The organism is Micromonospora sp. WMMD729, from assembly GCF_049315225.1.
In the GTDB taxonomy this organism is placed as follows: domain Bacteria; phylum Actinomycetota; class Actinomycetes; order Mycobacteriales; family Micromonosporaceae; genus Micromonospora.
In genome coordinates this window covers 2,873,118-2,896,699 of record NZ_CP186059.1, presented here as the reverse complement: position 1 = coordinate 2,896,699, position 23,582 = coordinate 2,873,118, and the positions used below count along the sequence as shown (strand labels likewise).

General features: G+C 71.3%; 23 protein-coding genes. 10 read left to right on the top strand and 13 right to left on the bottom strand.

The annotated features are described in order from the left end of the window. Positions 1–174: 174 nt before the first annotated feature. A complete protein-coding gene (locus ACN263_RS13315; protein WP_422740111.1) occupies positions 175–792 on the bottom strand; it encodes a TetR/AcrR family transcriptional regulator in 618 nt (205 codons plus the stop codon). Between the two features lie 103 nt (positions 793–895). Here ACN263_RS13315 and ACN263_RS13310 point away from each other — a divergent pair, with 103 nt between their 5' ends. Next, a complete protein-coding gene (locus tag ACN263_RS13310) occupies positions 896–1,675 on the top strand; it encodes an SDR family NAD(P)-dependent oxidoreductase (RefSeq protein ID WP_422740110.1) in 780 nt (259 codons plus the stop codon). 201 nt (positions 1,676–1,876) lie between these two features. Here the strand turns inward: ACN263_RS13310 and prcA are convergent, their stop codons facing one another. The 7 genes from prcA to arc all read right to left on the bottom strand — a co-directional run bounded on the left by prcA (position 1,877) and on the right by arc (position 10,078). After that, entirely contained in the window at positions 1,877–2,707 is an 831-nt protein-coding gene (gene prcA, locus ACN263_RS13305) for a proteasome subunit alpha (RefSeq protein ID WP_422740109.1), read from the bottom strand. 61 nt (positions 2,708–2,768) lie between these two features. After that, on the bottom strand, positions 2,769–3,608 hold the full coding sequence (prcB, locus tag ACN263_RS13300; protein WP_355053022.1) for a proteasome subunit beta: 840 nt from the start codon (positions 3,606–3,608) through the stop codon (positions 2,769–2,771). Then, positions 3,527–4,048, bottom strand: a complete 522-nt coding sequence (locus ACN263_RS13295) for an endonuclease VII domain-containing protein (protein WP_422740108.1) — start codon at positions 4,046–4,048, stop codon at positions 3,527–3,529. Before ACN263_RS13295 ends, prcB begins: the two co-directional genes overlap by 82 nt. Before the next feature lie 186 nt (positions 4,049–4,234). Continuing rightward, a complete protein-coding gene (locus tag ACN263_RS13290; RefSeq protein WP_030332902.1) occupies positions 4,235–4,450 on the bottom strand; it encodes a ubiquitin-like protein Pup in 216 nt (71 codons plus the stop codon). Between the two features lie 105 nt (positions 4,451–4,555). Further along, entirely contained in the window at positions 4,556–6,073 is a 1,518-nt protein-coding gene (dop, locus tag ACN263_RS13285) for a depupylase/deamidase Dop (protein ID WP_422740106.1), read from the bottom strand. 126 nt (positions 6,074–6,199) lie between these two features. Then, on the bottom strand, positions 6,200–8,164 hold the full coding sequence (locus ACN263_RS13280; RefSeq protein ID WP_422740105.1) for a hypothetical protein: 1,965 nt from the start codon (positions 8,162–8,164) through the stop codon (positions 6,200–6,202). A 129-nt stretch (positions 8,165–8,293) separates the two neighbouring features. Further along, a complete protein-coding gene (gene arc, locus ACN263_RS13275; RefSeq protein ID WP_422740104.1) occupies positions 8,294–10,078 on the bottom strand; it encodes a proteasome ATPase in 1,785 nt (594 codons plus the stop codon). 179 nt (positions 10,079–10,257) lie between these two features. Here arc and ACN263_RS13270 point away from each other — a divergent pair, with 179 nt between their 5' ends. Next, on the top strand, positions 10,258–10,548 hold the full coding sequence (locus ACN263_RS13270; RefSeq protein ID WP_355421412.1) for a ferredoxin: 291 nt from the start codon (positions 10,258–10,260) through the stop codon (positions 10,546–10,548). A 48-nt stretch (positions 10,549–10,596) separates the two neighbouring features. Here ACN263_RS13270 and ACN263_RS13265 read toward each other — a convergent pair whose 3' ends face one another. The 3 genes from ACN263_RS13265 to ACN263_RS13255 are packed head-to-tail and all read right to left on the bottom strand — an operon-like array spanning position 10,597 to position 13,254. Beyond that, positions 10,597–11,169, bottom strand: a complete 573-nt coding sequence (locus ACN263_RS13265) for a hypothetical protein (protein WP_357948206.1) — start codon at positions 11,167–11,169, stop codon at positions 10,597–10,599. A 28-nt stretch (positions 11,170–11,197) separates the two neighbouring features. Further along, a complete protein-coding gene (locus ACN263_RS13260) occupies positions 11,198–12,199 on the bottom strand; it encodes a tRNA (adenine-N1)-methyltransferase (protein ID WP_422740103.1) in 1,002 nt (333 codons plus the stop codon). Beyond that, on the bottom strand, positions 12,196–13,254 hold the full coding sequence (locus ACN263_RS13255; RefSeq protein WP_422740700.1) for a site-2 protease family protein: 1,059 nt from the start codon (positions 13,252–13,254) through the stop codon (positions 12,196–12,198). The genes ACN263_RS13260 and ACN263_RS13255 overlap by 4 nt, the downstream gene beginning before the upstream one ends. Before the next feature lie 173 nt (positions 13,255–13,427). Between ACN263_RS13255 and ACN263_RS13250 the strand changes: the two genes are divergently transcribed. From ACN263_RS13250 to ACN263_RS13230, 5 genes are all read left to right on the top strand, one after another. Further along, entirely contained in the window at positions 13,428–14,342 is a 915-nt protein-coding gene (locus ACN263_RS13250; RefSeq protein ID WP_422740102.1) for a RecB family exonuclease, read from the top strand. Between the two features lie 304 nt (positions 14,343–14,646). Beyond that, positions 14,647–15,333, top strand: coding sequence for a response regulator (locus ACN263_RS13245; RefSeq protein ID WP_422740101.1), 687 nt, complete (start codon positions 14,647–14,649; stop codon positions 15,331–15,333). A gap of 332 nt (positions 15,334–15,665) precedes the next feature. Continuing rightward, entirely contained in the window at positions 15,666–16,433 is a 768-nt protein-coding gene (locus ACN263_RS13240; RefSeq protein ID WP_422740100.1) for an ABC transporter ATP-binding protein, read from the top strand. Continuing rightward, positions 16,433–18,988 (top strand): ABC transporter permease, encoded by a 2,556-nt coding sequence (locus ACN263_RS13235; RefSeq protein WP_422740099.1) that lies wholly within the window; start codon positions 16,433–16,435, stop codon positions 18,986–18,988. The genes ACN263_RS13240 and ACN263_RS13235 overlap by 1 nt, the downstream gene beginning before the upstream one ends. 161 nt (positions 18,989–19,149) lie before the next feature. After that, positions 19,150–19,527 carry a carboxymuconolactone decarboxylase family protein gene (locus ACN263_RS13230; protein WP_422740098.1) on the top strand — a complete coding sequence of 126 codons (378 nt, stop codon included), beginning with the start codon at positions 19,150–19,152 and terminating at the stop codon, positions 19,525–19,527. Between the two features lie 16 nt (positions 19,528–19,543). Here the strand turns inward: ACN263_RS13230 and ACN263_RS13225 are convergent, their stop codons facing one another. Together ACN263_RS13225 and ACN263_RS13220 are read right to left on the bottom strand one after the other, a co-directional pair. Then, positions 19,544–20,200 (bottom strand): HAD family hydrolase, encoded by a 657-nt coding sequence (locus ACN263_RS13225; RefSeq protein ID WP_422740699.1) that lies wholly within the window; start codon positions 20,198–20,200, stop codon positions 19,544–19,546. A 123-nt stretch (positions 20,201–20,323) separates the two neighbouring features. Continuing rightward, the gene (locus ACN263_RS13220; protein ID WP_422740097.1) at positions 20,324–21,067 is read right to left on the bottom strand and encodes a neutral zinc metallopeptidase; all 744 of its coding nucleotides are present in this window, start codon (positions 21,065–21,067) and stop codon (positions 20,324–20,326) included. Positions 21,068–21,345: 278 nt separating this feature from the next. Between ACN263_RS13220 and ACN263_RS13215 the strand changes: the two genes are divergently transcribed. The 3 genes from ACN263_RS13215 to ACN263_RS13205 all read left to right on the top strand — a co-directional run bounded on the left by ACN263_RS13215 (position 21,346) and on the right by ACN263_RS13205 (position 23,574). Further along, positions 21,346–21,711: a hypothetical protein gene (locus ACN263_RS13215; protein ID WP_422740096.1), complete on the top strand. Its 366-nt coding sequence runs from the start codon at positions 21,346–21,348 to the stop codon at positions 21,709–21,711. Positions 21,712–21,914: 203 nt separating this feature from the next. Further along, a complete protein-coding gene (locus tag ACN263_RS13210) occupies positions 21,915–22,316 on the top strand; it encodes a YciI family protein (protein WP_422740095.1) in 402 nt (133 codons plus the stop codon). Between the two features lie 4 nt (positions 22,317–22,320). Further along, positions 22,321–23,574 carry an RNA polymerase sigma factor gene (locus tag ACN263_RS13205; RefSeq protein WP_422740094.1) on the top strand — a complete coding sequence of 418 codons (1,254 nt, stop codon included), beginning with the start codon at positions 22,321–22,323 and terminating at the stop codon, positions 23,572–23,574. Positions 23,575–23,582 lie beyond the last annotated feature (8 nt).

The window sequence follows — 23,582 nt, the reverse complement described above, 5'->3', positions numbered from 1 at the left end:
CCCGCCACCGGCCCCCGCGCTGCCTCGGGCAGCAACAGCAAAGAGATTTTGGAGGGCACCCGCCCCGGGCGGGGCCGATTCGTTCCAAGATCTCTGGCATCCGGGGCACCGTGCCCGTGCGTGGTCACGTGGCGCGCGGCCCGGTCGGCTGCGCGGTGACCTGAACCCTCGGTGCTACCGGTTCGCGTGCCGGTCGTACCGTGCGACCATCGTGCGGACGGCGTCGTCCACCACCCCGCCGGCGCGGTCCGGGGTCACCGTCCAGCCAGGGACCAGCAGGCACGGCCAGAACAGGTAGTTGGAGATCATCCCGAGGAACTGCGTGGCGGCCATCTGCGGGTCGGCGATGTCCGCCGTTCCCGCGTCGCGCTCGGCCACGAGGTAGCGCTGAACCGTCTCGAAGTACGGCAGCTTCCCCCCGGCGAAGTGCGCCTTCGCCAGCTCCGGGAAGCGGGGCAACTCGGCGATGACGATGCGGAACAGATCCACCATCCCCGGCCGGCCCAACAGCGTCGCATAGTGCCGCCCGAGCGCGGTCAGACCGGCTTCCAGGTCACCCACGGACGGCACCGCGGCGTCGTCACCGCCGGCCCAGGAGTCGACGACGATGGCGTCGAACAGGGCCGCCTTCGTCGGGAACTGCTTGAAGAGCGTCGCCTTCGACACCCCGGCCTCCTCGGCGATGCGCGCCAGCGACGACCGGTCGTAGCCCAGCTCCAGGAACAGCTGCGTGGCGGCCTGCACGATCAGCGCGCGCTTCTGCTGAGCCACCCGCTGGTGATAGGTCGTCATGCGGCCATCATAGCGAGGTGAGTGGGTTGACTCACCACCGGAGGCGACGTACCGTTGCCATGGTGAGTCACACGACTCACCATTGGCTTTCCTGGAGGACCGCATGTCCCGCTTCACCGCGCACACCGCCCTCGTCACCGGCGGCACCGGCGGGCAGGGTGCCAGCCACGTACGCGCCCTGCACGCCGAGGGCGCCAACGTCGTCATCGGGGGCACCAACGCCGATCGCGGTGCCGCCCTCGCCGCCGAACTCGGGGACCGCGCGCTCTTCGTACGCCTCGAGGTCTCCGACGAGAAGTCGTGGGCCGCCGCCGTCGCGGCGACCGAGGACGCGTTCGGCGCGCTCACCATCCTGGTCAACAACGCCGGCGTGCAGAACCCGCCGGCCCTCATCGAGTCCACCGACCAGGCCACCTGGGCGCGCATCCTGGACATCAACCTCACCGGCACGTTCCTCGGCATCAAGACCGCCGCACCAGCGCTGCGCCGAGCCGGCGGTGGGGTGATCGTCAACATCGCCTCCGTCATGGGCTTTGGAGGCACCGCCCACTACGCGCCCTACGTCGCCAGCAAGTGGGCCATCCGCGGGCTCACCCAGACCGCCGCCCTCGAACTGGGCCGCGACAACATCCGCGTCAACACCATCCACCCCGGCGTCGTCGCCACCGCGTTCATCACCGAACCGGCAGCGGGCGCGGCCGCCCCGATCGCCGACTTCTACACCCCGGAGCCGTTCGCCGTCCCCCGACTCGGACAGCCCGCCGACATCACCGCCATGCTGCTGTTCCTCGCCTCGCCCGACGCCGCCTTCATCACCGGCACCGAGCACGTCGTCGACGGCGGACTGCTCCTAGGACCCGCCCTAAAAACCGAGTCCCCATGACACCCCGCCCCCACCTCGTCGATCTTGCACTTTCTGTCGTGACTAATGCCCGCAAAAGGTGCGCAACGGCAACCGAAAGTGCAAGATCGGCGAGGTGAGGTGGGGCGGGCAGGGTGGGGTGGGGTGGGGTGGGGTGGGGTGGGGTGGGGAACGCACGCGGCGGGCGAGCCCGAAGGGCTCGCCCGCCGCTGTCGCTGTCGCTTACTTGCCGTCTGCGGGCTTGTCCTCCAGGTCGGCGGAGCCCGCCGACGTCGTCGGCTTGTGCGCCTCCGTGGTCGGCTGCGTCGGCGTGTCCGGCCCACCCGCCTCGACCGACTGCTCCGCCGCCGCGACGTCACCGTCGAGCAGCGCCGTCAGCGCCGCCCCGGTGATCCGCCGGAACGTACGCCCCACCCGCTGACGATCCAGCACCGCCACCTCAAGCTGGTTGGCGGCGATCGTACGGGCCGCGCCGCCCTCACCGCCAACGGTGCTCAACGCCTGCACCGCCACCCGGACCGCCTCGCCGAGGGACATGTCCGCCCGGTGCTGCGACTTCAACACGCCGGTGATCGCCTCGGCCTGACCACCCATCGCCATCCGGCCCGGCTCGTCGTTGACCGACCCGTCGTAGGTGAGCCGGTACAACTCGTCGTCGTCCGCCGTGGCCCCGACCTCCGCCACACAGATCTCCACCTCGAACGGCTTCGACTGCTCGGTGAAGATCGCGCCCAGCGTCTGCGCGAAGGCGTTGGCGAGCGCGCGCCCGGTCACGTCCCGCCGGTCGTAGCTCAGGCCGTTCAGGTCGGCCATCCGCACCCCGGCGCGACGCAGGTTCTCGAACTCGTTGTACCGGCCGACCGCGGCGAAGCCGATCCGGTCGTAGATCTCACTGACCTTGTGCAGGGCGCTGGAGAGGTTCTCCGCGACGAAGAGCACCCCGCCGGAGTAGCTCAGGACCACCGCGCTGCGCCCCCGGGCGATGCCCTTGCGGGCCAGCTCGGAGCGGTCGCGCATGATCTGTTCGGGCGAGGCGTAGAACTGCATGGCCACGGCGGCGGTTCTCCTTACGGCGCTGTGCTGACGACTGCTGACTGGTGGGGGTGGACGGCGCTCATCCGCCCGGGTTCTCCATCCGACCGGCGACCACACCCTCGGCGATCGCCGCCGTCTCGGTGTCGGTCAACCGGCGGGTGCCCTCGGCGGTCGCGGTCATCACCACCGGATAGATCCGGCGGGTCAGGTCCGGTCCGCCGGTCGCGGTGTCGTCGTCGGCCGCGTCGTAGAGCGCCTCGACCGCGAGCCGGGTCGCGTCCTCGAGCGACAGCCCGGTCCGGAAACGCTTCTTGAGCGCCGACTTGGCGAACAGCGAGCCGGAGCCGATAGCGTCGTACCCGGTCTCCTCGTACGGACCACCGGTCACGTCGAAGCTGAAGATCCGCCCGGCCCGCGCCGGGTCACCGGCGGCCAGGTCGAAGCCCGCGAACAGCGGCACCACGGCGAGGCCCTGCATGGCCGCGCCCAGGTTGCCCCGGATCATCGACGCCAGCCGGTTGGCCTTGCCGTCGAGCGAGAGCATCGCGCCCTCGATCTTCTCGTAGTGCTCCAGCTCCACCTGGAACAGTCGCATCAGCTCGATGCCGATGCCCGCGGTGCCCGCGATACCGACCAGGGAGTACGCGTCGGCCGGGTGCACCTTCTCGATGTCGCGCTGGGCGATCAGGTTGCCCATGGTGGCCCGCCGGTCGCCGGCCATCACGACGCCACCGGCGGCCGAGATGGCAACGATCGTGGTCGCGTGCGGCGCCAGGTCGGCGGCCATGCCCGGGGGCAGCGGTCGACGACCGGGCAGCATCTCGGGCGCCACCCGGCTCAAGAACGTGGTGAAGGAGGACGTCCCCGCGTTGGTGAACACATCTGGTAGACGCCCGGATGGATCAAAGCCCGCTGCCACGTGGTTCCTCTCAGGTACGTGATCGCCCTGGCCAGCCTCGTAGGACTGTCACGGAACTGGCCAAGACCACCGTTGCAGTTGAAGCAGAGTATCCCGCGCACCCATCCGGTGCGATGATCGTGGTCCAGATGTTGCGGGTCCGTGCCGCCGCAGATCGCGCAGACCCCGCCCTGCTCGGTCAGGAGCTCCTGAAACTCCTTCTCCCCGATGCCGTAGCGATGCCGCAGGTGGTATTCGCGGATACCCCCGTACAGCCGCTCTTTCGTCTCTCTGGTCTTTGTGTTGTGGCAGGGCTTGCAGTAGCTGGCGTACCCGGAGCTGTCCGCCCGGTTCCGGGGGAAGGCATCGAACGGCTTGACCGCATCGCAGGTCGGGCAGTACTTGTGCCCCTCTGGCACGACGCGGGCTGGCCGCACCTCACGGTCGAACTTGGCCTTCACCCGACGCGCATAACTTGCCTTGGAGCGCTCGTTGAAGCAGGGCTTGCAGTAGCTGCCCCGCCCACCCGGCCTCTTCGAACTGGCGCAGAAAACATCGAGCGACTTCCACTCGCCACAGTCTCGGCAGCGGCGAAGTCCGTCGCGGTCATCACTCGCGTAGGGCATGTCCGAATTAACCCTATATGTTCACTGACCTCCCTTTTGCACGTAACCTCTCACGAACTCTTCTGCGTTCTCCTCCAGGACGGAGTCGATCTCGTCGAGCAGGTCGTCGACGTCCTCGGTAATCTCGGCGTGCCGCTCGGCCACCTCGGGGTTGGCCTCGGTGGTGACGTCCTCGATCTCCTCGCCCTGGCGGGACTTGCCGGACTGCGACTGGCCGCCGCTGTCATGAGTGGCCATTGCTGCCTCCTCCACGATCGTCTGCGATGAACTTACCTCGCCCAGGCGACGAAAAGCCCGCCGCGCGCCGGCTTGCGGCGCACAGCGGGCATTCGGTTGGCGGGTTCAGCCGCCGGTCAACGTCTCCAGCAGGTCCTTGGCGCTGGCGCAGCGGTCGAACAGCGCTCCGACGTGCGCCCGCGTGCCCCGCTCCGGCTCCATCATCGGCACCCGGACCAGCGACTCCCGGCCGACGTCGAAGATGACCGAGTCCCAGCTCGCGGCGACCACCTCGGAGGCGTACTGGGCGAGGCAGCGGCCCCGGAAGTAGGCCCGGGTGTCCTCCGGCGGCTCGGTCATCGCGCTGCGGACCTCCTCGTCGGTGAGCAGTGTCTTCATCGCCCCCCGGGAGACGAGCCGGTTGTAGAGGCCCTTCTCCGGGCGTACGTCGGAGTACTGCAGGTCGACGAGCTGGAGCTTGTGGGAGCCCCAGCCGAGCTTCTCCCGCTCCCGGTAGCCCTCCAGCAGCCGCAGCTTGGCCACCCAGTCCAACTCGTCGACGCAGAGCATGGGGTCGCGGCCGAGCCGGTCCAGGACGCCCTCCCACCGGTCCAGCACGTCGGCGGTCTGCTCGTCGACGTCGGCGCCGTACCGGTCGTCGACAAAGGACCGGACCCGTTCGAGGTACGCCCACTGCACGTCCAGGGCGGTCAGCCGGCGGCCGTCGCGCAGCCGCATGAGGTGCGTGAGGCTGGGGTCGTGGCTGACCGCGCGCAGTTCGCTGACCGGGTCGGCGATGCCGAGGTCGGCGCCGAGCGCCTTCTCCTCGATCATGGTGAGGATGAGCGCGGTGGTGCCGACCTTGAGGTAGGTGGAGATCTCGGAGAGGTTGGCGTCGCCGATGATGACGTGCAGGCGGCGGTACTTGTCGGCGTCGGCGTGCGGCTCGTCGCGGGTGTTGATGATCGGTCGCTTGAGGGTGGTCTCGAGGCCGACCTCGACCTCGAAGAAGTCCGCGCGCTGGGAGATCTGGAAGCCGCTCTGGCCGCCGTCCTGCCCGATGCCGACGCGGCCGGCGCCGCAGACGATCTGGCGGGTCACGAAGAAGGGCGTCAGGTACGCCACGATGTCGGCGAACGGGGTCTGCCGGCGCATCAGGTAGTTCTCGTGGGCGCCGTAGCTCGCGCCCTTGTTGTCGGTGTTGTTCTTGTAGAGGTGGATCGGCTGGCTGCCGGGAATGGTGGCGGCCCGGCGGGACGCCTCGGCCATCACCCGCTCGCCGGCCTTGTCCCAGCGCACCACGTCCCGGGGGGTGGTGACCTCGGGGGTGGAGTATTCCGGGTGCGCGTGGTCCACGTAGAGGCGTGCGCCGTTGGTGAGTATCACGTTGGCCAGGCCCAGGTCCTCGTCGGCGAGGGCCTCGGCGGGGTCGTAGGCGGCTCCGGAGTAGGTGAAGCCGCGGGCGTCGCGCAGTGGCGACTCCTCCTCGTAGTCCCAGCGGGCGCGCCCACCCCGGTTGAGTTCGGGCCGGGCTCCGTAGGCGTTGACCACCTGGGACGAGGTGACCATCGGGTTGGCTCCGGCCTGGCCGGGTACGGAGATGCCGTACTCGACCTCGGTACCCATGATCCGTCTTACGCTCATCGACCTACCCGCTTCGCTCGCCCGACCCGGTCCCCGTCATGTCGAGCGTAGTCCGACTGTTCTCCGAGGGGGGCGCGCCGGTGCGGGCGGGTCACGGGTGTCGTTCCACGCGCCCGCCCGCCGGGCTCAGTATTTGATGGTCATGGGAACGGTGGTGACCCGGCCGCGCAGGTCCGGGTACTGGGTCAGCAGCTTGTCGACGCGTCGTTGCGCGGCGGGATCGCTGATCACCAGGCGGAGCGGACCTCGGGTGGTACGCAGCATCATCCGGGTGCGTTCGGGCTCCTCGAACAACGTCGGCAGATAGATCGCCTTCTCGGTCTGCCCGGTGGTGCCCTGCAGGGCGGAGAGACATATCGACTCGACGTAACCCCGGTAGCCGGTCCGGTCGAGCACGACGGTGACCGTACCCGGCTTCTCGAGGTAACGGTGGTAGGCCGCAGCGCACACCTGGGCGACCCTCATCGGGTTGTCGACGTCGTGGTCGACCCAGCTCTGCGTCCAGCTCTGCTTGTCGACCACGAGCAGGCTCCGACTCCAACCGGTGAGCCCGCAGAGGATCACGGCGGTGAGCCCGGCCAGGACGGCGGCGAGAGCGGCGACGGCGGCGCGTGCTCGGGGGCGGCCGGCGTCGCCGGACGGGACGGGCAGCAGCACGACGAGGGCGGCCGCACCGACGACGAGCCCGACGGTGGCGAGGTGCACGCCCTTCATGAAGTAGTAGGCGGGTTGGACGCCGGTGAGGACGTTGGCCAGGGCGATGGCGAGGGCGAAGCCGACGGCCACCAGCACGGCGGCGATGTGCCGGCGCCAGGCCCGGTCGGCGCGACGGGCCTGGATCACGAGGCCGATCAGGACGATCGGGGTGAGGCCGAGCAGGGCCCGCCACGCCTCGGCGAGTTCCAGGCCGGCCTTGGCGTCGAGGGCTTCGGTCTGGTTCGCGGCGAAGATGCCCAGCAGCAGGGGCAGCGGTGCGAGCAGGGCGGTGACCAGGCCGACGACGAGCACGGTCCGGCGGACGCGGAGCAACTCTCGGCGGTGCGCGACGAGCCAGCCGAGCACCAGCAGCCCGGCCGGGGGCAGGAACAGGTAGTAGGTGAAGCCGATGCCGGTGAGCAGCGCGCCGAGCAGGACGAGCTGTTCCCGGTTACCGCCGAGCGGGCGTACGACGAGCGCGGTCAGGGCGACGGCGAGCGCGAGCCCGAGGACCTCGCTGGGGTAGCCGGCAATCAGCAGCCGGGGCAGTTGGCTGCCGAGGACGAGGGCGCCGACGACGACGGTCAGGACGACTCGGTGCAGCGGATGCAGGGGGCCGGGAAGGCGCTGGGCGGCCCAGAAGAGGGTGATCACAAGCAGGGCGAAGGTGGCGAGGAACCACCACTCGTAGTGGCTGATGCTGCTGGCGCCACTGGCGGTGCCGGTGGCCGAACGCAGGTGCGCGTCGAGCAGGGCGGTGGTGAGGTGCCAACCCTGCGGGTAGCGGGCCAGCAGGGAGACGATGTCGTCGCGGGAGGCCGACGGGTCGAGGAAGACGTACCCGCCGAGCCGGCCGATGGCGTCGACGAGGGCGACGTGGCGGAAGTTGTCCTCGCCGAGGGCGAGCAGGCTGAGGCGGCCGGCGAGGGTGCCGGCCCGCAGCCAGGGCGACGCGAGGTAGCCGACGACGGCGATGGTGGCGGCGACCGGCAGCAGGTCGGTCCAACCGGGTCGGGGCAGGGTGGGACGTCGGCCGGTCACCGTGGCGATGAGGGCGAGGGCGGTGAGCGCGGTGCCGCTGACCGCGACGGGGTGCAGCCCCCAGGGCCAGACGGTGAAGAACAGCCCGGCGATGGTGGTGGCGCCGACGAGCAGCAGCATGGCGAGCACGAGCCGGTCGAGCAGGGTGCTGCCGCCGCGGAGCAGGCTGGCCGTGGCGAGTAGCACGAGCGGGGGCAGCAGCCAGGCCAGGTGCAGGGGGTACGCCACGGTGGGTACCAGCCAGGCCACCGCGAGCGCGACGAGCAGTCGGCGGTACGGGTGGCCGGGCGGCGGGGTTTCCGGGTCGGTTGCGGCGCGTGCCGGCGGGTCGGTGACGGTGAGTTCGGACGGCACGCGGTTCCTCGACGTTCGCAGGGTTGGAAGCGCCACAGCGTACCGGGTCGGCTGGGTGTGTGTGGGGCGGTGTGACGAGCGGGGCCCGGGACGCGTCGCGTTCCGGGCCCCGCTGGTGTCAGCGCCTGGCTACAGGTACTGGCCGGTGTTGCTGGCGGTCTCGATGGACCGGCCGGCCTCGGCGCCCTTGCCGCCGGAGACGAGCGTGCGGATGTAGACGATCCGTTCGCCCTTCTTGCCGGAGATGCGCGCCCAGTCGTCGGGGTTGGTGGTGTTGGGCAGGTCCTCGTTCTCGCGGAACTCGTCGACGCAGGAGTCGAGCAGGTGCTGCAGGCGCAGCCCCTTGCGACCGGAGGTGAGGAATTCCTTGATGGCCATCTTCTTGGCCCGGTCGACGATGTTCTGGATCATCGCGCCGGAGTTGAAGTCCTTGAAGTAGAGGACCTCCTTGTCACCGTTGGCGTAGGTGACCTCGAGGAAGCGGTTCTCCTCGGTCTCCGAGTACATCCGCAGGACCACGGCGTCGATCATCGCGGCCACCGTGGCCTGCGCGTCGGTGCCGTGTTCGGCGAGGTCGTCCGGGTGCAGTGGCAGCCCGGAAAGGATGTACTTGGAGAAGATGTCCTTGGCCGCCTCGGCGTCCGGCCGCTCGATCTTGATCTTCACGTCGAGCCGGCCCGGGCGCAGGATCGCCGGGTCGATCATGTCTTCCCGGTTGGAGGCGCCGATGACGATGACGTTCTCCAGCCCCTCCACGCCGTCGATCTCGCTGAGCAGCTGCGGGACGATGGTGTTCTCCACGTCGGACGAGACGCCGGAGCCACGGGTCCGGAAGATCGAGTCCATCTCGTCGAAGAACACGATTACCGGGGTGCCCTCGCCGGCCTTCTCCCGAGCCCGCTGGAAGATCAGCCGGATGTGCCGCTCGGTCTCGCCGACGTACTTGTTGAGCAGCTCCGGGCCCTTGATGTTGAGGAAGAAGCTGGTGTGCTTCTCCTTGCCCTGCCGCTCGGCGATCTTCTTGGCCAGAGAGTTGGCCACCGCCTTCGCGATCAGCGTCTTGCCGCAGCCGGGTGGCCCGTAGAGCAGGATGCCCTTGGGTGGGCGGAGCTGGTGCTCACGGAACAGGTCCGCGTGCAGGAACGGCAGCTCCACCGCGTCGCGGATCTGCTCGATCTGGGACTGGAGGCCACCGATGTCGGAGTAGTCGACGTCGGGCACCTCCTCCAGGACCAACTCCTCGACTTCGCTCTTCGGGATCCGCTCGTACGCGTACGCCGAGCGGGGCTCGATCATGAGCGAGTCGCCGGCCCGGATCGCCGAACCGATCAGCGTCTCGGCGAGGTGCACGATGCGCTCCTCGTCGGAGTGGGAGACCACCAGCGCCCGGTCACCCGGCCCGCCGTTCGGTCCCTCCAGCACCTCCTTGAGCATCACCACCTCGCCGACCCGCTCGTACCCGAACGCGTCGACGATGTTGAGCGCGTCGTTGAGCAGGACCTCCTGGCCGCGCCGCAGCTCGGCCACGTCCAGCGAGGGCGAGACGGCGACCCGCAGTTTGCGGCCGCCGGTGAACACGTCCACCGTGCCGTCGTCGTGCTTGGCCAGGAATACTCCGTAGCCACTCGGTGGCTGGGCGAGCCGGTCGATCTCCTCCTTGAGCGTGACGATCTGCGTGCGAGCCTCCTTGAGGGTGCTCACCAGCCGGTCGTTGTTCTCGGTCAGCCGCGCCAACTGTGCCTGGGTGGCCGCCAGCCGCTCTTCGAGCTGCCGGACGTGTCGGGGGCTTTCGGTCAACTTGCGCCGCACCAGGGCGAGTTCCTCCTGAAGGAACGCGACCTGCGTGGAGAGATCGTGGGCTTCCTTCTCCCACCGTGCGGCGCGCGAGTCCGCGTCGTCGCTGCGTGCTGCCACGTCCCACCTCCCCGGGGGGCTTGAACGTTCTGAGCTAACACTAGCCGCTATGAGCCCGATTCGGTCCCACGCAACACCCTCGTCACTGAACCTTGATCGCCAAGGGGTGGTCTGCGGGGCCGGTACCGGCGTTCGGGTACCGTCGGAGGCTGGTACGGGAGAACATGGGGGGTGCACCGGTGGCCGAGGTCGCGACCGACGAGTTGCAGGTCTGGGTGGACCAGGATCTCTGCACGGGCGATGGGCTCTGCGTGCAGTACGCGCCGGAGGTGTTCGAGTTCGACATCGACGGCCTGGCGTACGTCAAGGGTGTCGACGGCGAGCTGCGGATGGCGCCGGGCAGCCGGGTCGACGTGCCCGCGCACCTGCGGCTCGAAGTGATCGACTCCGCGAAGGAGTGCCCGGGCGACTGCATCCACGTGGTGCGCGGCGACGGTGTCGAGGTCGCCGGTCCGGACGCCGAGGACTGAGCCGGCGTCGCGCGGTCCGCGCGACGCCGACCCGAGCAGGGGTACGCCTCAGAGCATCGGCCGGCCGACCACCGAGGCGACCAGCCGCGCGAACTCCTCCAGCCGGGCGATCTGCCCGGCCCCGCCGTCGTCGAGGGTCTTGCCGAACCGCAGCGCGTCGTGCCGGGGCGTACCGGCCATCTCCTCGCTCGGCGGCGCCTCGTCCAGCGAGGTGAGCAGCAGGTAGACGTCGATGCTGTCGACCCGGATCTCGCCGTTCTCCAGGCGGTTGAGCCGGCGTCGGCAGCCCACCTCGGTGACCGTGGAGGCCGGCACGACCCGCAGCGACGACGTCATCGAACCCGGCGGCCCCTCCCCCGGCGGCACGTCCTCGCCGTGCCAGAGGATGAGCCGGCTGCCGTCACAGACGACGACCTCCTGCCACACGCCGTTGACCTCGTTGACGAAGCGTTCCAGGGTGAAGCCGAGCACCGAGGCGCCGCGGAGCACGCCGCCGAGCGCCTCCAGGGCGACGTCCGGGTCCCGCAGATAGGCGCGCGCCGCCGACTCCAGGTCCTGGTAGGGCGACCAGTCCGGAAACACGGCGGGCAGGTCGCCGCCGCCGTAGCCCGGTCGGCTCATCGGGCCGCCTCCCCCCGCTCACCGATGGTCACGGCCTGTCCATCTCCCCCGTCGCGTCGGGCTGCGCGCCGGCGGCCTGGGCGGCGGCGGCCTGCCGGGCCGCCTCGGCCGCGCGCAGGTCCTCGCGGCGCTGCGCGTACGCCTCGGTGCCCTTGCTGGGTTTGCGGCGACGCGGCGGCGCGGTGACGCCCGGGGCGAGCTTGCGCGCGGAGACCAGGAACGCGGTGTGCGCGATCATGCGGTGGTCCGGGCGGACGGCGAGGCCCTCGGCGTGCCAGTCGCGCACCAGCGACTCCCAGGCACGCGGCTCGGTCCAGCCGCCGCGTTCGCGCAGCGCCTCGACCAGCTCGGAGAGCTGCGGGGTGGTGGCGACGTAGCCGATGAACACGCCGCCGGGCACCAACGCCCGCTCGACCATGTCGAGGGTCTCCCAGGGGGTGAGCATGTCCAGGATGATCCGGTCGAAGCCGGTCTCCTGGCACTGCGCGACGTCGCCGACGTGCAGGTGCCAGGAGGGGTGCGGCCCGTTGAAGAACGCCTCGACGTTGCGCTTGGCGATCTGGGCGAAGTCATCGCGCAGCTCGAACGAGTGCAGCTCGCCCTCGGTGCCGACGGCGCGCAGCAGGGAACAGCTCAGCGCGCCGGAACCCGCGCCGGCCTCGAGGACCTTGGCGCCGGGGAAGATGTCGCCCATCGCGACGATCTGCGCCGAGTCCTTCGGATAGATCACCTGGGCGCCGCGCGGCATGGAGAGCACGTAGTCCGACAGCAGCGGGCGCAGCGCCAGGAAGGCGGTGCCGCCGCCGGCGGTGGTCACCACGCTGCCGTCGGGCAGCCCGATGAGCGTGTCGTGCGCCAGGATGCCGCGGTGGGTGTGGAACTCCTTGCCGTGCTCCAGCGTGACGGTGTGCATCCGCCCCTTGGGGTCGGTCAGCTGCACGCGGTCGCCGGGCCGGAACGGGCCTCGGTGCACGGGTGTCAGCGTCCGGGGGGCGGCGTCGGCGCCGACGGTGGAGTCAGTTGCGGTCACGATGTCATCTTCCGGTTGGGTTCGAGGAGCTGTGCCAGGTCCCCGATGTGCAGAATGCCGACGACATCTTCGCCTGACGTCACCACGTACTGCGCGCCCGGGTGGGTCTGCACGGCCTCCATCACCCGTTCGCCGTCCAGCCCGAGCGCCAGGGTGGGAAGGGCGGTCAGCGGCCGAGCGACCGAGTCGACCGCCAGCCAGGGGCGACGCTCGGCGGGTACGGCCGCGGCGGCGGCCGGGTCGACCAGCGCCACCGGGTGGCCGGCGGAGTTGGTGACCAGCAGCGCGGCGGCGGGCTGCCCGCCCTCGGCGCGGCGGCGCTGGGCCTCGGCCAGCGGCGTGCCGCTGGTCACCGGCCAGACCGGCCGGGCCAGGTGGGCCAGGTCGATAAGCGGGAACCGCCGGCTGACCCGGGCGGCGCGGATCGACTGCCCGGCGCCGCGCCAGAGGGTGACGGCGACCAGCAGCATCAGCGGCAGCGCCACCGGCGCCAGATGGTCGGTCGCGGTCAGCAGCCCGACCAGGGCGGCGGTGCCGACGGCGACGACCCGGCCGGCCCAGCCGGCGACCTCGGTGCCGCGGTGCCGGTCACGGGTGAGGCCCCACACGGCGGCGCGCAGCGCCCGGCCGCCGTCCAGCGGCAGCCCGGGCAGGATGTTGAACACCGCGACGATGACGTTGCTCAGCGCGAGTTGGAAGGCGAGCTGGTGGCCGACGGTGCCCGGCGGCAGGGCGAGGGTGGCGGCGACCGCGAGGACGCCCAGCACCGCGGAGACCGCCGGGCCGGCCAGCGAGACCAGCAGGTCGATGCGGGGCGTCGGAGCGTCCCGTTCCATCTCGGTGTACCCACCGAGCAGTTCGAGGGTGATTCCGCGCACACCGATGCCGTAGCGGCGGGCGGTGAGGGCGTGGCCCAGCTCGTGCAGCAGCACCGAGCCGAGCAGGGACACCACGAACCCGAAGCCGATCAGGTAGCCGCTGAGCTGCGGCAGGTCCAGTTGTCGGCGGGCGAACTCGGCGTAGAGCACGGCGACCAGCACGGCCAGCAGGAGCATCGAGGCGTTGAGGTGCAGGGGCACCCCGAAGACCCGACCCACGTTCAGACCGGGCCGCCGGTCGGACCGACGCGGCGGCCGGGATGTCTGCTCCATCGCACCGATGCTACGGACCGGCCCGGGGTGGGACGGGCGGCGGGCGGTGTCACACCGGTGCCCTAACCTTTGCCCACATGACGGCGGAACCGGTCACCACCCCCCAGTCCTCCTCCCCGGCGCAGCCGCCGCCGACGGTGCGGGCCTCGCTGTCGCCGTCGCGGGCGGCGGATTTCAAGACCTGCCCGCTGCTCTACCGGTTCCGCAGCATCGACCGGCTGCCCGAGCGCACGACCATCGAGCAGGCCCGGGGCACGTTGGTGCACGCGGTGCTGGAGCGGCTGTTCGACCTGCCCGCGTCGAGTCGCACACCGGACGCCGCCGGTGACCTGGTGGCCCCCCAGTGGGACCGGCTCGTCGCCGAGCAGCCGGAGCTGGCCGCGATCTTCGACGACGCCGAGCCGGCCGGCCCAGTGGAGTTCCTGCGCTCCGCGGCGGGGCTGCTGGAGGGCTACTTCGCCGTGGAGGATCCGACCCGCCTGGAGCCGGCCGAGCGAGAGAGCCTGATCTCGGCGGTCGTCGACGAGGAACTGCTGATCCGGGGCTATCTCGACCGGCTCGACGTGGCTCCGGACGGTGCGCTGCGGGTCGTCGACTACAAGACCGGCGGCGCGCCCCGGGAGGCGTTCGAGGCGCGGGCGCTGTTCCAGCTGAAGTTCTACGCGCTGGTGCTGTGGCGCACCCGGGGCGTGGTGCCCCGGGTGCTACGCCTGCTCTACCTGCGCGACGCCGAGGTGTTGGACTACACCCCCGACGCCGACGAGCTGGTCCGCTTCGAGCGCACCGTGGTGGCGCTGTGGCGGGCGATCGAGCAGGCCACCGCCCGGCAGGACTTCCGGCCCCGGCCGAGCAAACTGTGTGACTGGTGCAGCCACCAGGCGCTGTGCCCCACGTTCGGCGGCACGCCACCCCCGTTCCCCGTCACGGCGGCAACCGCCGACCCCCTCCGCGACGCCCGCACCACCCCCACACCCCCCGGCGCCGACGAGTAACCACCCCATCCACCCCACCCACCCCCACCCCACCCCGCCCCGCCCCGGTCCGGTCCGGTCCGCCCCGCCCCGCCCCGCCCCGCCCCGCCCCGCCCCAACGCCGGCGATCTTGCACTTTCGGTTGTCGACTTCATCGGATACGCACCCTTTGTCGCAGCAGAACGTGCAAGATCGGCGGCGTTGGGGTGGGCCCGGCCCGGGACCGCCCGACCGGAGCGGTGCCGTCCGGGTCGGGACAGGCACCCGGGCGTGCCTCTACCGTGGTCCGCGACGCACAGGCAGGTGACGCGGGACGGGAGACGAGATGAGCGATCGGGTGGCCCCGGCGCGGCCGGTACGCATCCTGCTCGCCGACGACCAGCCGCTGCTGCGGACCGGTTTCCGGATGGTGCTGGGCGCCGAGGGCGACCTGGACGTGGTGGCCGAGGCCGGTGACGGCGTGGAGGCGGTGGAGCTGTCCCGACGGCTGCTGCCCGACGTCGTGCTGATGGACATCCGGATGCCGCGGATGGACGGGGTGGCGGCGACCCGCGCCATCGTCGACTCCCGCCTGCCGGTGCGGGTGCTGGTGCTGACCACGTTCGACCTCGACGAGTACGTGGTGGGGGCGCTGCGCGCGGGCGCGAGCGGGTTCCTGGCCAAGGACGTACCCGCCGAGGAGCTGATCGCGGCGATCCGCACGGTGGCCGGCGGGGATGCGGTGGTCGCGCCGCGGATCCTGCGGCGACTGCTGGAACGTTTCGCTCAGCTGCTGCCCGATCCGGCGGCGACGCCGTCGGCGGCGCTCAACGCGCTCACCGACCGCGAGCGTGAGGTGCTGGTGCAGGTGGCCCGGGGGTTGTCCAACGCCGAGATCGCCGCAGTGCTGTCGGTCAGCGAGACCACCGTCAAGACCCATGTGGGTCATCTGCTGACCAAGCTGCGGCTGCGCGACCGGGTGCAGGCGGTCGTGCTGGCGTACGAGTCGGGTCTGGTCCGCCCACGGGCGTAGCCGCAGCGCGGCGGCTACCTCACCCGGCGTACCCGAAGATCCCCCCGGAGAGGGACGGCGGGGTTGCCGCGCTCACCTACCGTGACCAGAGACGGCACGGCGGGGTTGACCCTCCTGTGGCGTGCGGGGGAAGTGTGTGCAAAACCGGTCGACCGGCTGTCGGGTCAGGGGCAACCCTGAGGCGGCATGGGGGTGCACCCGCAGCGGGAAATCCGCTCCGGGTCCCCCCAGGGGCGGACGGGACGGGCGCGCGCAGCGCCGATGATTGAACGGCACGCCGGACCATCGGGGGGCGGCGTGCATTGTCGAAGCAGACGGAAGAGGTAGATGACGTGACCGCGACGGTAGGCCGGCAGGCGCAGGCCGCGGCCCGGGCGAACGACGTGTGGAAGGTGTACGGCAGCGGCGAGGCTCAGGTCATCGCCCTGCGGGGGGTCAGCGCGGAGTTCGAACGTGGCCGCTTCACCGCGATCATGGGCCCGTCGGGTTCTGGGAAGTCGACGCTGATGCACTGCCTCGCCGGTCTGGACTCGGTGACCCGGGGAACGGTGTCGATCGGTGAGACGACGGTCACCGGGCTGGGCGACTCGGGGCTGACGAAGCTGCGCCGGGACAAGGTGGGCTTCATCTTCCAGCAGTTCAACCTGCTGCCGACGCTCACCGCCAAGGAGAACATCCTGCTGCCGATGTCGATCGCCGGCCGCCGGCCGGACCCGGCCTGGTACGACACGGTGATCAAGACGGTGGGCCTGCAGGACCGGCTGGACCATCGGCCGGCGCAGCTCTCGGGTGGTCAGCAGCAGCGGGTGGCGTGCGCGCGGGCGCTGGTCTCCCGTCCCGAGGTGATCTTCGCGGACGAGCCGACCGGCAACCTGGACTCGCGCTCCGGCGCGGAGGTGCTCGGCTTCCTGCGCGACTCGGTGCGCCAGCACGGTCAGACCATCGTCATGGTCACCCACGACCCGACCGCCGCGGCGTACGCCGACCGGGTGGTCTTCCTGGCCGACGGGCAGATCGTGTCGGAGTTGATCGAGCCGACCGCCGACACGGTGCTGGACACCATGAAGAAGCTGGACACTCCGGCCGAGGTGGGCAACTGATGTTCCGGGCGACACTCAAGAGTCTGCTGGCCCGCAAGGTCCGGCTGATCCTGTCCGGTCTGGCCGTGGTGCTCGGGGTCATGTTCGTCTCCGGCGCGTTCGTGCTGACCGACACGCTGGGTCGATCCTTCGACTCGGTCTTCGCCGACGGCTTCTCCGAGATCGACGTGAACGTCGCGGCGAAGCCCAAGGTCGAGGTCAGTGAGATGGAGGGCGAGCAGACCGCCGCTCCGCTGCCCGCCGCCGTGGTGGACCGGGTCAAGCAGGTGCCGGGGGTGGCCTCGGCGACCGGTGTGGTCAACGCCGACGGCGCGCGGGTGATCGGCAGCAACGGCAAGGTGGTCACGTCGTTCGGTCCGCCGCAGCTCGGCGAGAACTGGGTCGGCGAGAGCGACCTGCTGCAACTGCGCGAGGGGCACGCGCCGCAGGCGGACGACGAGATCGTCATCAACAAGTCGTTGGCCACGACGGCGAAGGTGCGCGTCGGCGAGAAGGTCGGCGTGCTGACCGCGTTCGAGTCGAAGAAGCGGGAGTTCACCCTGGTCGGTGTCGCCGGCTACAGCGGTGACCGGGACTCGATCGGCGGCGTCAACGAGGTCTTCTTCACCACGCCGGTGGCGCAGCGGCTGATGCTGGGTGAGCCGGGTGTGTTCAGCAGCATCACGGTGACCGCCGCCGGTGGCGTCTCGGACGAGGCGCTGCGCGACGACGTGGCCCGCACCCTGGGCGCGGACTACGACGTGAAGACCGGCGAGCAGGTGGCCGACGACGCCGCGGCCAGCCTGAAGGAGGGCCTGTCCTTCTTCAACAAGATCCTGCTGGGCTTCGCGGCGGTGGCGCTGCTGGTCGGCACGTTCCTGATCCTCAACACCTTCTCGATCATCGTGGCCCAGCGCACCCGCGAGTTGGCGCTGATGCGCGCCATCGGGGCGAGCGGCCGCCAGATCATCGGCTCGGTGGTGCTGGAGGCCATCGCGGTCGGGTTGATCGCGTCGGTGCTCGGCCTGGCCGCCGGCATCGGGGTGGGCGCGCTGCTGGCGTTCCTGTTCGGCAAGTTGGCCGGTGGGCTGACCCTGGCCGGGATCGGCGTGCCGGCGGCCGCGGTGATCGGCTCGTTCGGCGTCGGCCTGGTGATCACCGTGGTGGCGGCGTTGCTGCCGGCGCTGCGGGCGTCCCGGATCCCGCCGATCGCCGCCATGCAGGACGTGGCGACCCCGGACCGGCCGCTGACCAAGGTCACGGTGGCCGGCTCGGTGGTCACCGGCATCGGCGCGGTGCTGCTCTTCCTGGGGCTCAGCGGCAACGCGGGCGGCCAGACGCTCACCACCATCCTGGGCGGGGTGCTGTTCGCGTTCATCGGTGTGGCGCTGCTGACCCCGCTGATCAGTCGGCCGGTGGTGAACCTGCTCGGCGCGATCTTCTCCTGGTCGGTGCCGGGCAAGCTGGGACGGCTCAACTCCGGTCGCAACCCGCGCCGTACCGCCATCACGGCCGCCGCGCTGATGGTCGGCATCGCGCTGGTCACCGGCGTCACGGTGATCCTCGACTCGGCCAAGGGCAGCATCAGCGCCCTCGCCCAGGACACCATCAAGGCCGAGTTGGTGATCGCCGGTCAGCAGGGCGGCCCGCGTCCGCCCAGCTTCGACCCGAGCGTGCTGGACCAGGTGAAGGCGCTGCCCGGCGTACGGATGGTCGACGGCGAGTACGGCGACATGGCACGCATCGACGGCAAGGGCACCTGGGTGGCTGCGAGCAGCGACGTGGCGTCACTGCGGCAGATCTTCGGCGCGAAGGCCACCGCCGGTGACATCGACCGGCTCTCGCCGACGCAGATGCTGGTCAGCTCCGACACCGCGAAGTCCCGCAACTGGTCGGTCGGCTCGACCGTCAATGTGCAGTTGACCCGGGGTGAGGCCCGCACCTACACGATCAGCGGCATCTACGAGTCGTCGCAGCTGACCAACCCGGTGACGTTGCCGGCGACGGCGGCGAAGGACTTCGCGATTCCGCAGCCCATCCAGGGCTTCATCCAGCTCGCTCCGGGTGCCCGGGTGGCCGACGTGCAACCGCAGGTGGAGACGCTGCTCGCGGACAGCCCCGAGGTGTCGGTGGCCGACCGGGACGCGTTCATCAAGCAGCAGACGAGTTCGCTCGACGGGCTGCTCACGATGATCCAGATCCTGCTGGCGCTGGCCATCGTGATCGCCGTCCTGGGCATCGTCAACACCCTCGCGCTGTCGGTGTTGGAGCGCACGCGGGAGCTGGGGTTGCTGCGGGCGATCGGACTGCGCCGTGGGCAGACGATGGGCATGATCACGGTCGAGGCGGTGGTGATCTCCGTGTTCGGCGCGCTGCTGGGCGTGGCGGTCGGCACCGGCCTGGGCGCCGCGGTGGTCGAGGCGCTCAAGGACGAGGGCATCACCGACCTGATCCTGCCCTGGGGGCAGATGGGCGTCTTCCTCGGTCTCGCCGCGATCATCGGGGTGGTGGCCGCGGTGGTCCCCGCCGTACGGGCGGCCCGGATCAACGTCCTGGGCGCGATCGCGCACGACTGACCGGCTCACCGAGGCCCCCGACCGCCGTTGCGCGGTCGGGGGCCTCGGCGTTGACCTGGTCGATTCGTCCGCGCGAATCGGCGCGCGGCTGCCAGGCTGGTCGGGCCGGCATGGCGTCGGCCCGCCGGCGACCTGAGGCGGCCGATACCGGGGCGGATGACATGACCGACCAGGACGCCTACCAGCGAGCGCTCGCCACTGCCGAACGATTGCTCGGCCAACCGCTCGTGCTGCCCCTCGGCGACGGCGAGCCCCCGGTGGGCGAGGACTTCCGCCGCCTGGCCACCCTGCAGACCTTCGGCGAGGCATGGCCCCGCACCGGTCTGGACCTCCGCAGCCGCAGCCTGGTGTCGGTGGCGATCGCCGCTGCCCTCGGCACCCACGAACCGCTGCGCGGTCAACTCCGCATCGCCCTGCAGTCGGGGGTGACCAAGGAGGAACTCGTCGAACTGTTCATCCACCTCGCGGCCTACGCTGGGGCCGCGCGGGCGTTCGACGGCTACCAGGTGGTCGCGGCGGTCTTCGCCGAGCGTCCCTGAACCGCGCCGGCCGGGCTCAGCCGGTCGCGCCGGCCCGGTCCGCCGCCAGGGCCGCGAGCACCTCCAGGCCCACGCCCGTCAGGCTCTCCACCTGGTGTACGCCCTCGATGGGCGGCAGCGGCACCTCGGCGGGTACGGCCAGCACGGCCGCGCCGGAGGCGTGCGCGCTGGCCACCCCGGTCGGTGAGTCCTCGATCGCCACGCACCGCTCGATCGGCACGCCGAGGCGTCGGGCGGCGGTCAGGTACGGCTCCGGGTGCGGTTTGGCGGCGACCACCTCGTCACCGGCGACCACCACGTCGAAGTTGTCCCGACCGAGGGTGTCCAGGGCGATCTCGACCAGTGCCCGAGGGCTGGAGGTGACCAGCGCGGTGGGGATCCCGGCCGCGCGGACCGCACGCAGCAGCTCGAAGGCGCCCGGCTGCCAGGGCAGCCCGGTACGGAACAGCTCCAGGATCCGGGCGTTGATCCACGCCGCGCTGATCTCCGGGTCGCGCTCGGGCTGGCCCAGGTCGTCGTGCAGGATCCGCATCGACTCGGCCATGGCGGTGCCGATGATCGCCTGACGGGCGTCGACGGACAGCTCCCCGCCGTACTCGTGGGCCAGTTCCTGCAACGCGACGTCCCACAGCTTCTCGCTGTCGACAAGCGTGCCGTCCATGTCGAAGAGCACGGCGGCGGGGGGTTGGCTGCTCAGCGGATCCTCCAGGGGGTCGTGACCGACACCGGCGATCCTGCCAGCCGAGCCCGCCGCCGGTGGCGGCAACGGCTCCGAGGGTGACCGGGGCAACCCCGCTCAGCTCAGGTTGCACTCCTTCAGCGAGCGTTCGTAGCCGCGGAAGAACATGTCGGTGCGCTGCTCGGCGGTGCCGTGCGCGCCCTCGGCGAACCACGGCTGGTCCGGGTCGTCACCGACCGCCGCGACCCCCTCCCGGAACTCGTCCAGGTCACCCTCGGCGAGGGTGAGGTCGCCGGCGCGCACCGAGTCGCCGAGGTACGCCCCGGCCATGCAGTCGGCCTGCAGTTCCTGCTGGATGGTGAAGCTGTAGTTGATGCCCAGGCGCACCTGGATGCCGTGGGCGTACTCGTGACCGAGCAGGTAGAACACGAAGGCGTCACCGACCTCGCGGAAGGCCGCCACCGACCATGCCACGTCGTACGCGATGAAGTCGCCCTGCGAGCAGTAGACCGCGTTGTTGCGGGGCAGTGGCTGACCGCCGCAGGAGACCTCGCCGGCCCGCTGGTACGGGGTGACCCGCCGGATGGGCGTGAAGCGTTGCCCGGACGCCTTGAACTGGGCCGCCCAGTAGCGCTCCGCGACCGCCTGCGCGTCGGCGACGTCCTGTTTGAACTCGGCCACGCTGGTGGTGCTGTCGGCGCGGGTGGTGTTCGCCTCCGGCGAGGTGGCCGGCGGGTTCGCCCCCGGGCGTTCGCCCTCCGGTTCGGCCAGCCCGCCGCCCGCGCAGGCGAGCGACACCAGCGCGACGACCACAAGGCCCGCCAGGGGACCCCGCGCGACGCGTCCCGACCATGCCCCCACTGTGCCTCCCCAGACCTCGGCGCTCGCACCACGCCATACCCCGACGGTACGACCCGCACGCCCGCCACCGAATTCACGCGCAACCGCCGCGACCGGTTCACGCGCCCTGGCCCCACCCGGCCTCCCACCCAGCCCGGTGATCAAGAGGTTGGCGTCAGCCCGTCCGGCGTGTCGTGACGCGAACCTCTTGATCGACGGGTTCGGGTGGTTCACGGGGCGTGCGGCGGGCCGCCACAATGGGCCGGGGCGGAGGTGGCCGTCTGGTTGGAGGGGGCGACGTGCACGTGCTGGGCAGCCGTCAGCGGAGCCAGCCGGCGCCGGCGCATGTCGTGTGGCGCTCGCTGCGTGACCCGTACGAGGTCGGCAGCCGGCCCTGGTTGGAGCTGCGCGACGACGAGGTGGCGCCACGGGTGGTGGCGGGGTACGCGCCGGTGCTGCTGGTGTGGTCGTCGCTGTGGCCGCACCGACCGCTGGACGAGATCCGGTTCGACATCTCGGGACGCTTGCCCGGCGGCGACTGCGCGCTGCGCTGGACACTGACCACCCCCGACGCCGACCTGCCCAGCGAAAGCACCCTCGGCTACCTCCGCCACCGCCTCAACTACCTGATCAACAACCGCCTCCGCCTCTCCTACGGCCAGTAACCCCCACCCCCACCCGGTTGATCATGAAGTTATTGCCCTCGATCTCGGCGTGTCGGGGCAATAACTTCATGATCAACGGGCCAGGACGAGTCAGGGTGGGGTGCGGTGGGTGAGGTGGGGCCGGGGGTGTCCGGTGGGTGGGGGTTGGGTTCGACGTTCCCGGTGAGCGGTGCCGGGGCGGCACCGGGGACAGGAAGGCCACCATGAAATACATGATCATGCTCTACGGGTCGCAGCAGGACTACGACGCGCTGTCGGGGCGACCCACCGACCGGCCGGCCATGTCGGCCGAGCAGGTGGCGGCCATGCACCAGCACATGGAGACGTTCCACCAGGCGCTCGCCGAGTCCGGGGAACTGGTCGACGCGCGAGGGCTCAGCGAGCCGGTGCACGCCCGCCGCGTGCAGGTGCGGGACCGGACGGCGGTGATCACCGACGGCCCGTACGCGGAGACGCAGGAGGTCCTGGCCGGTTACACGATCGTGGAGTGCGCCAGCTTCGACCGGGCCACCGAGATCGCCGCCGGCCTGGTCGACCCGGACGCTCCCGGGGCGTACGTGGACGTGCGGCCGGTGCTGGACGGCGTCGAGGACCTGGCCGGCTGAGCACGTGCCCGCCATCCCCGCCGAGGACCTGCTGCGCGAGTTGACGCCGCAGGTCCTCGGCGCGCTGGTACGCCGCTTCGGGCACTTCGCCACGGCCGAGGACGCGGTGCAGGAGGCGCTGATCGCGGCGGCGGAGCGCTGGCCACGCGACGGCGTACCGGACGATCCCCGGGCGTGGCTGATCACCGTGGCGTCCCGGCGGCTCACCGACCTGCTCCGGCGCGACCAGGCGCGGGCGCGGCGGGAGGAGACGGTGGCCCGGTGGATGCTGCCGGAGCAGTGGCTCGCGCCGGCCGCCGACCGACTCCAGGACGCCGACGACACGCTCATTCTGCTGTTCCTGTGCTGCCACCCGGCGCTCACCCCGGCGTCGCAGATCGCGCTGACACTGCGCGCGGTGGGCGGGCTGAGCACCGCCGAGGTGGCCCGCGCGTTCCTGGTGCCGGAGGCGACCATGACCCGGCGGATCAGCCGGGGAAAACAGCGGATCCGCGACAGCGGCCTACGGTTCGCGCCACCCACCGCGGCCGAGCGCGCCGATCGGGTCGCCGCCGTGCTGCACGTGCTCTACCTGGTCTTCACCGAGGGGTACGCGCGTACCGCCGGGCCGGGACTCCTGCGGACCGACCTGACCGCCGAGGCGATCCGGCTGACCCGGCTGGTACGCCGACTGCTGCCCGAGGACCCCGAGGTCGCCGGACTGCTCGCGTTGATGCTGCTCACCGATGCCCGCGCTCCGGCACGGACCGGCCCGCACGGCGAGTTGGTGCCGATGGCCGAGCAGGACCGCAGCCGGTGGCGGGCCGACCAGATCGCCGAGGGGGTCGCGCTGGTCAGCGCGGCGCTGCCGCGTGGGCCGGTCGGGCCGTACCAGCTTCAGGCGGCCATCGCGGCCGTGCACGACGAGGCGCCGACCGCGGCGGCCACCGACTGGGCGCAGATCACCGCCCTGTACGAGATCCTGCTCGGCCTCTCCGACAACCCGGTGGTGGCGCTCAACCACGCCGTGGCGGTGGCGATGAGTCGGGGCGCGTCGGCCGGCCTGGCGCTCCTCGCCGAGCTGGCCGACGACGCCCGGTTGGCCGACGATCCACGGCTGCCGGCCGCCCGCGCCCACCTCTGGGAACTGACCGGTGCGCGGGTCGCGGCGCGCGAGGCGTACCGGATGGCGGCGGCACGCTCGACGAACCTGGCACAGCAGCGCTACCTCAACGCCCGCGCGGACCGGTTGGCCGACGATCCGCCGGTCGCCGGCTGAGCCGGCGG

Excerpts from the sequence above, each read along its gene's own strand:
- ACN263_RS13315 (WP_422740111.1), bottom strand. The coding sequence starts at position 792 with ATGACGACCTATCACCAGCGGGTGGCTCAGCAGAAGCGCGCGCTGATC.
- ACN263_RS13310 (WP_422740110.1), top strand. The coding sequence starts at position 896 with ATGTCCCGCTTCACCGCGCACACCGCCCTCGTCACCGGCGGCACCGGC.
- ACN263_RS13290 (WP_030332902.1), bottom strand. The coding sequence starts at position 4,450 with ATGGCCACTCATGACAGCGGCGGCCAGTCGCAGTCCGGCAAGTCCCGC.
- dop (WP_422740106.1), bottom strand. The coding sequence starts at position 6,073 with ATGAGCGTAAGACGGATCATGGGTACCGAGGTCGAGTACGGCATCTCC.
- ACN263_RS13265 (WP_357948206.1), bottom strand. The coding sequence starts at position 11,169 with ATGAGCCGACCGGGCTACGGCGGCGGCGACCTGCCCGCCGTGTTTCCG.
- ACN263_RS13255 (WP_422740700.1), bottom strand. The coding sequence starts at position 13,254 with ATGCTCCTGCTGGCCGTGCTGGTCGCCGTGCTCTACGCCGAGTTCGCC.
- ACN263_RS13250 (WP_422740102.1), top strand. The coding sequence starts at position 13,428 with ATGACGGCGGAACCGGTCACCACCCCCCAGTCCTCCTCCCCGGCGCAG.
- ACN263_RS13245 (WP_422740101.1), top strand. The coding sequence starts at position 14,647 with ATGAGCGATCGGGTGGCCCCGGCGCGGCCGGTACGCATCCTGCTCGCC.
- ACN263_RS13235 (WP_422740099.1), top strand. The coding sequence starts at position 16,433 with ATGTTCCGGGCGACACTCAAGAGTCTGCTGGCCCGCAAGGTCCGGCTG.
- ACN263_RS13230 (WP_422740098.1), top strand. The coding sequence starts at position 19,150 with ATGACCGACCAGGACGCCTACCAGCGAGCGCTCGCCACTGCCGAACGA.
- ACN263_RS13210 (WP_422740095.1), top strand. The coding sequence starts at position 21,915 with ATGAAATACATGATCATGCTCTACGGGTCGCAGCAGGACTACGACGCG.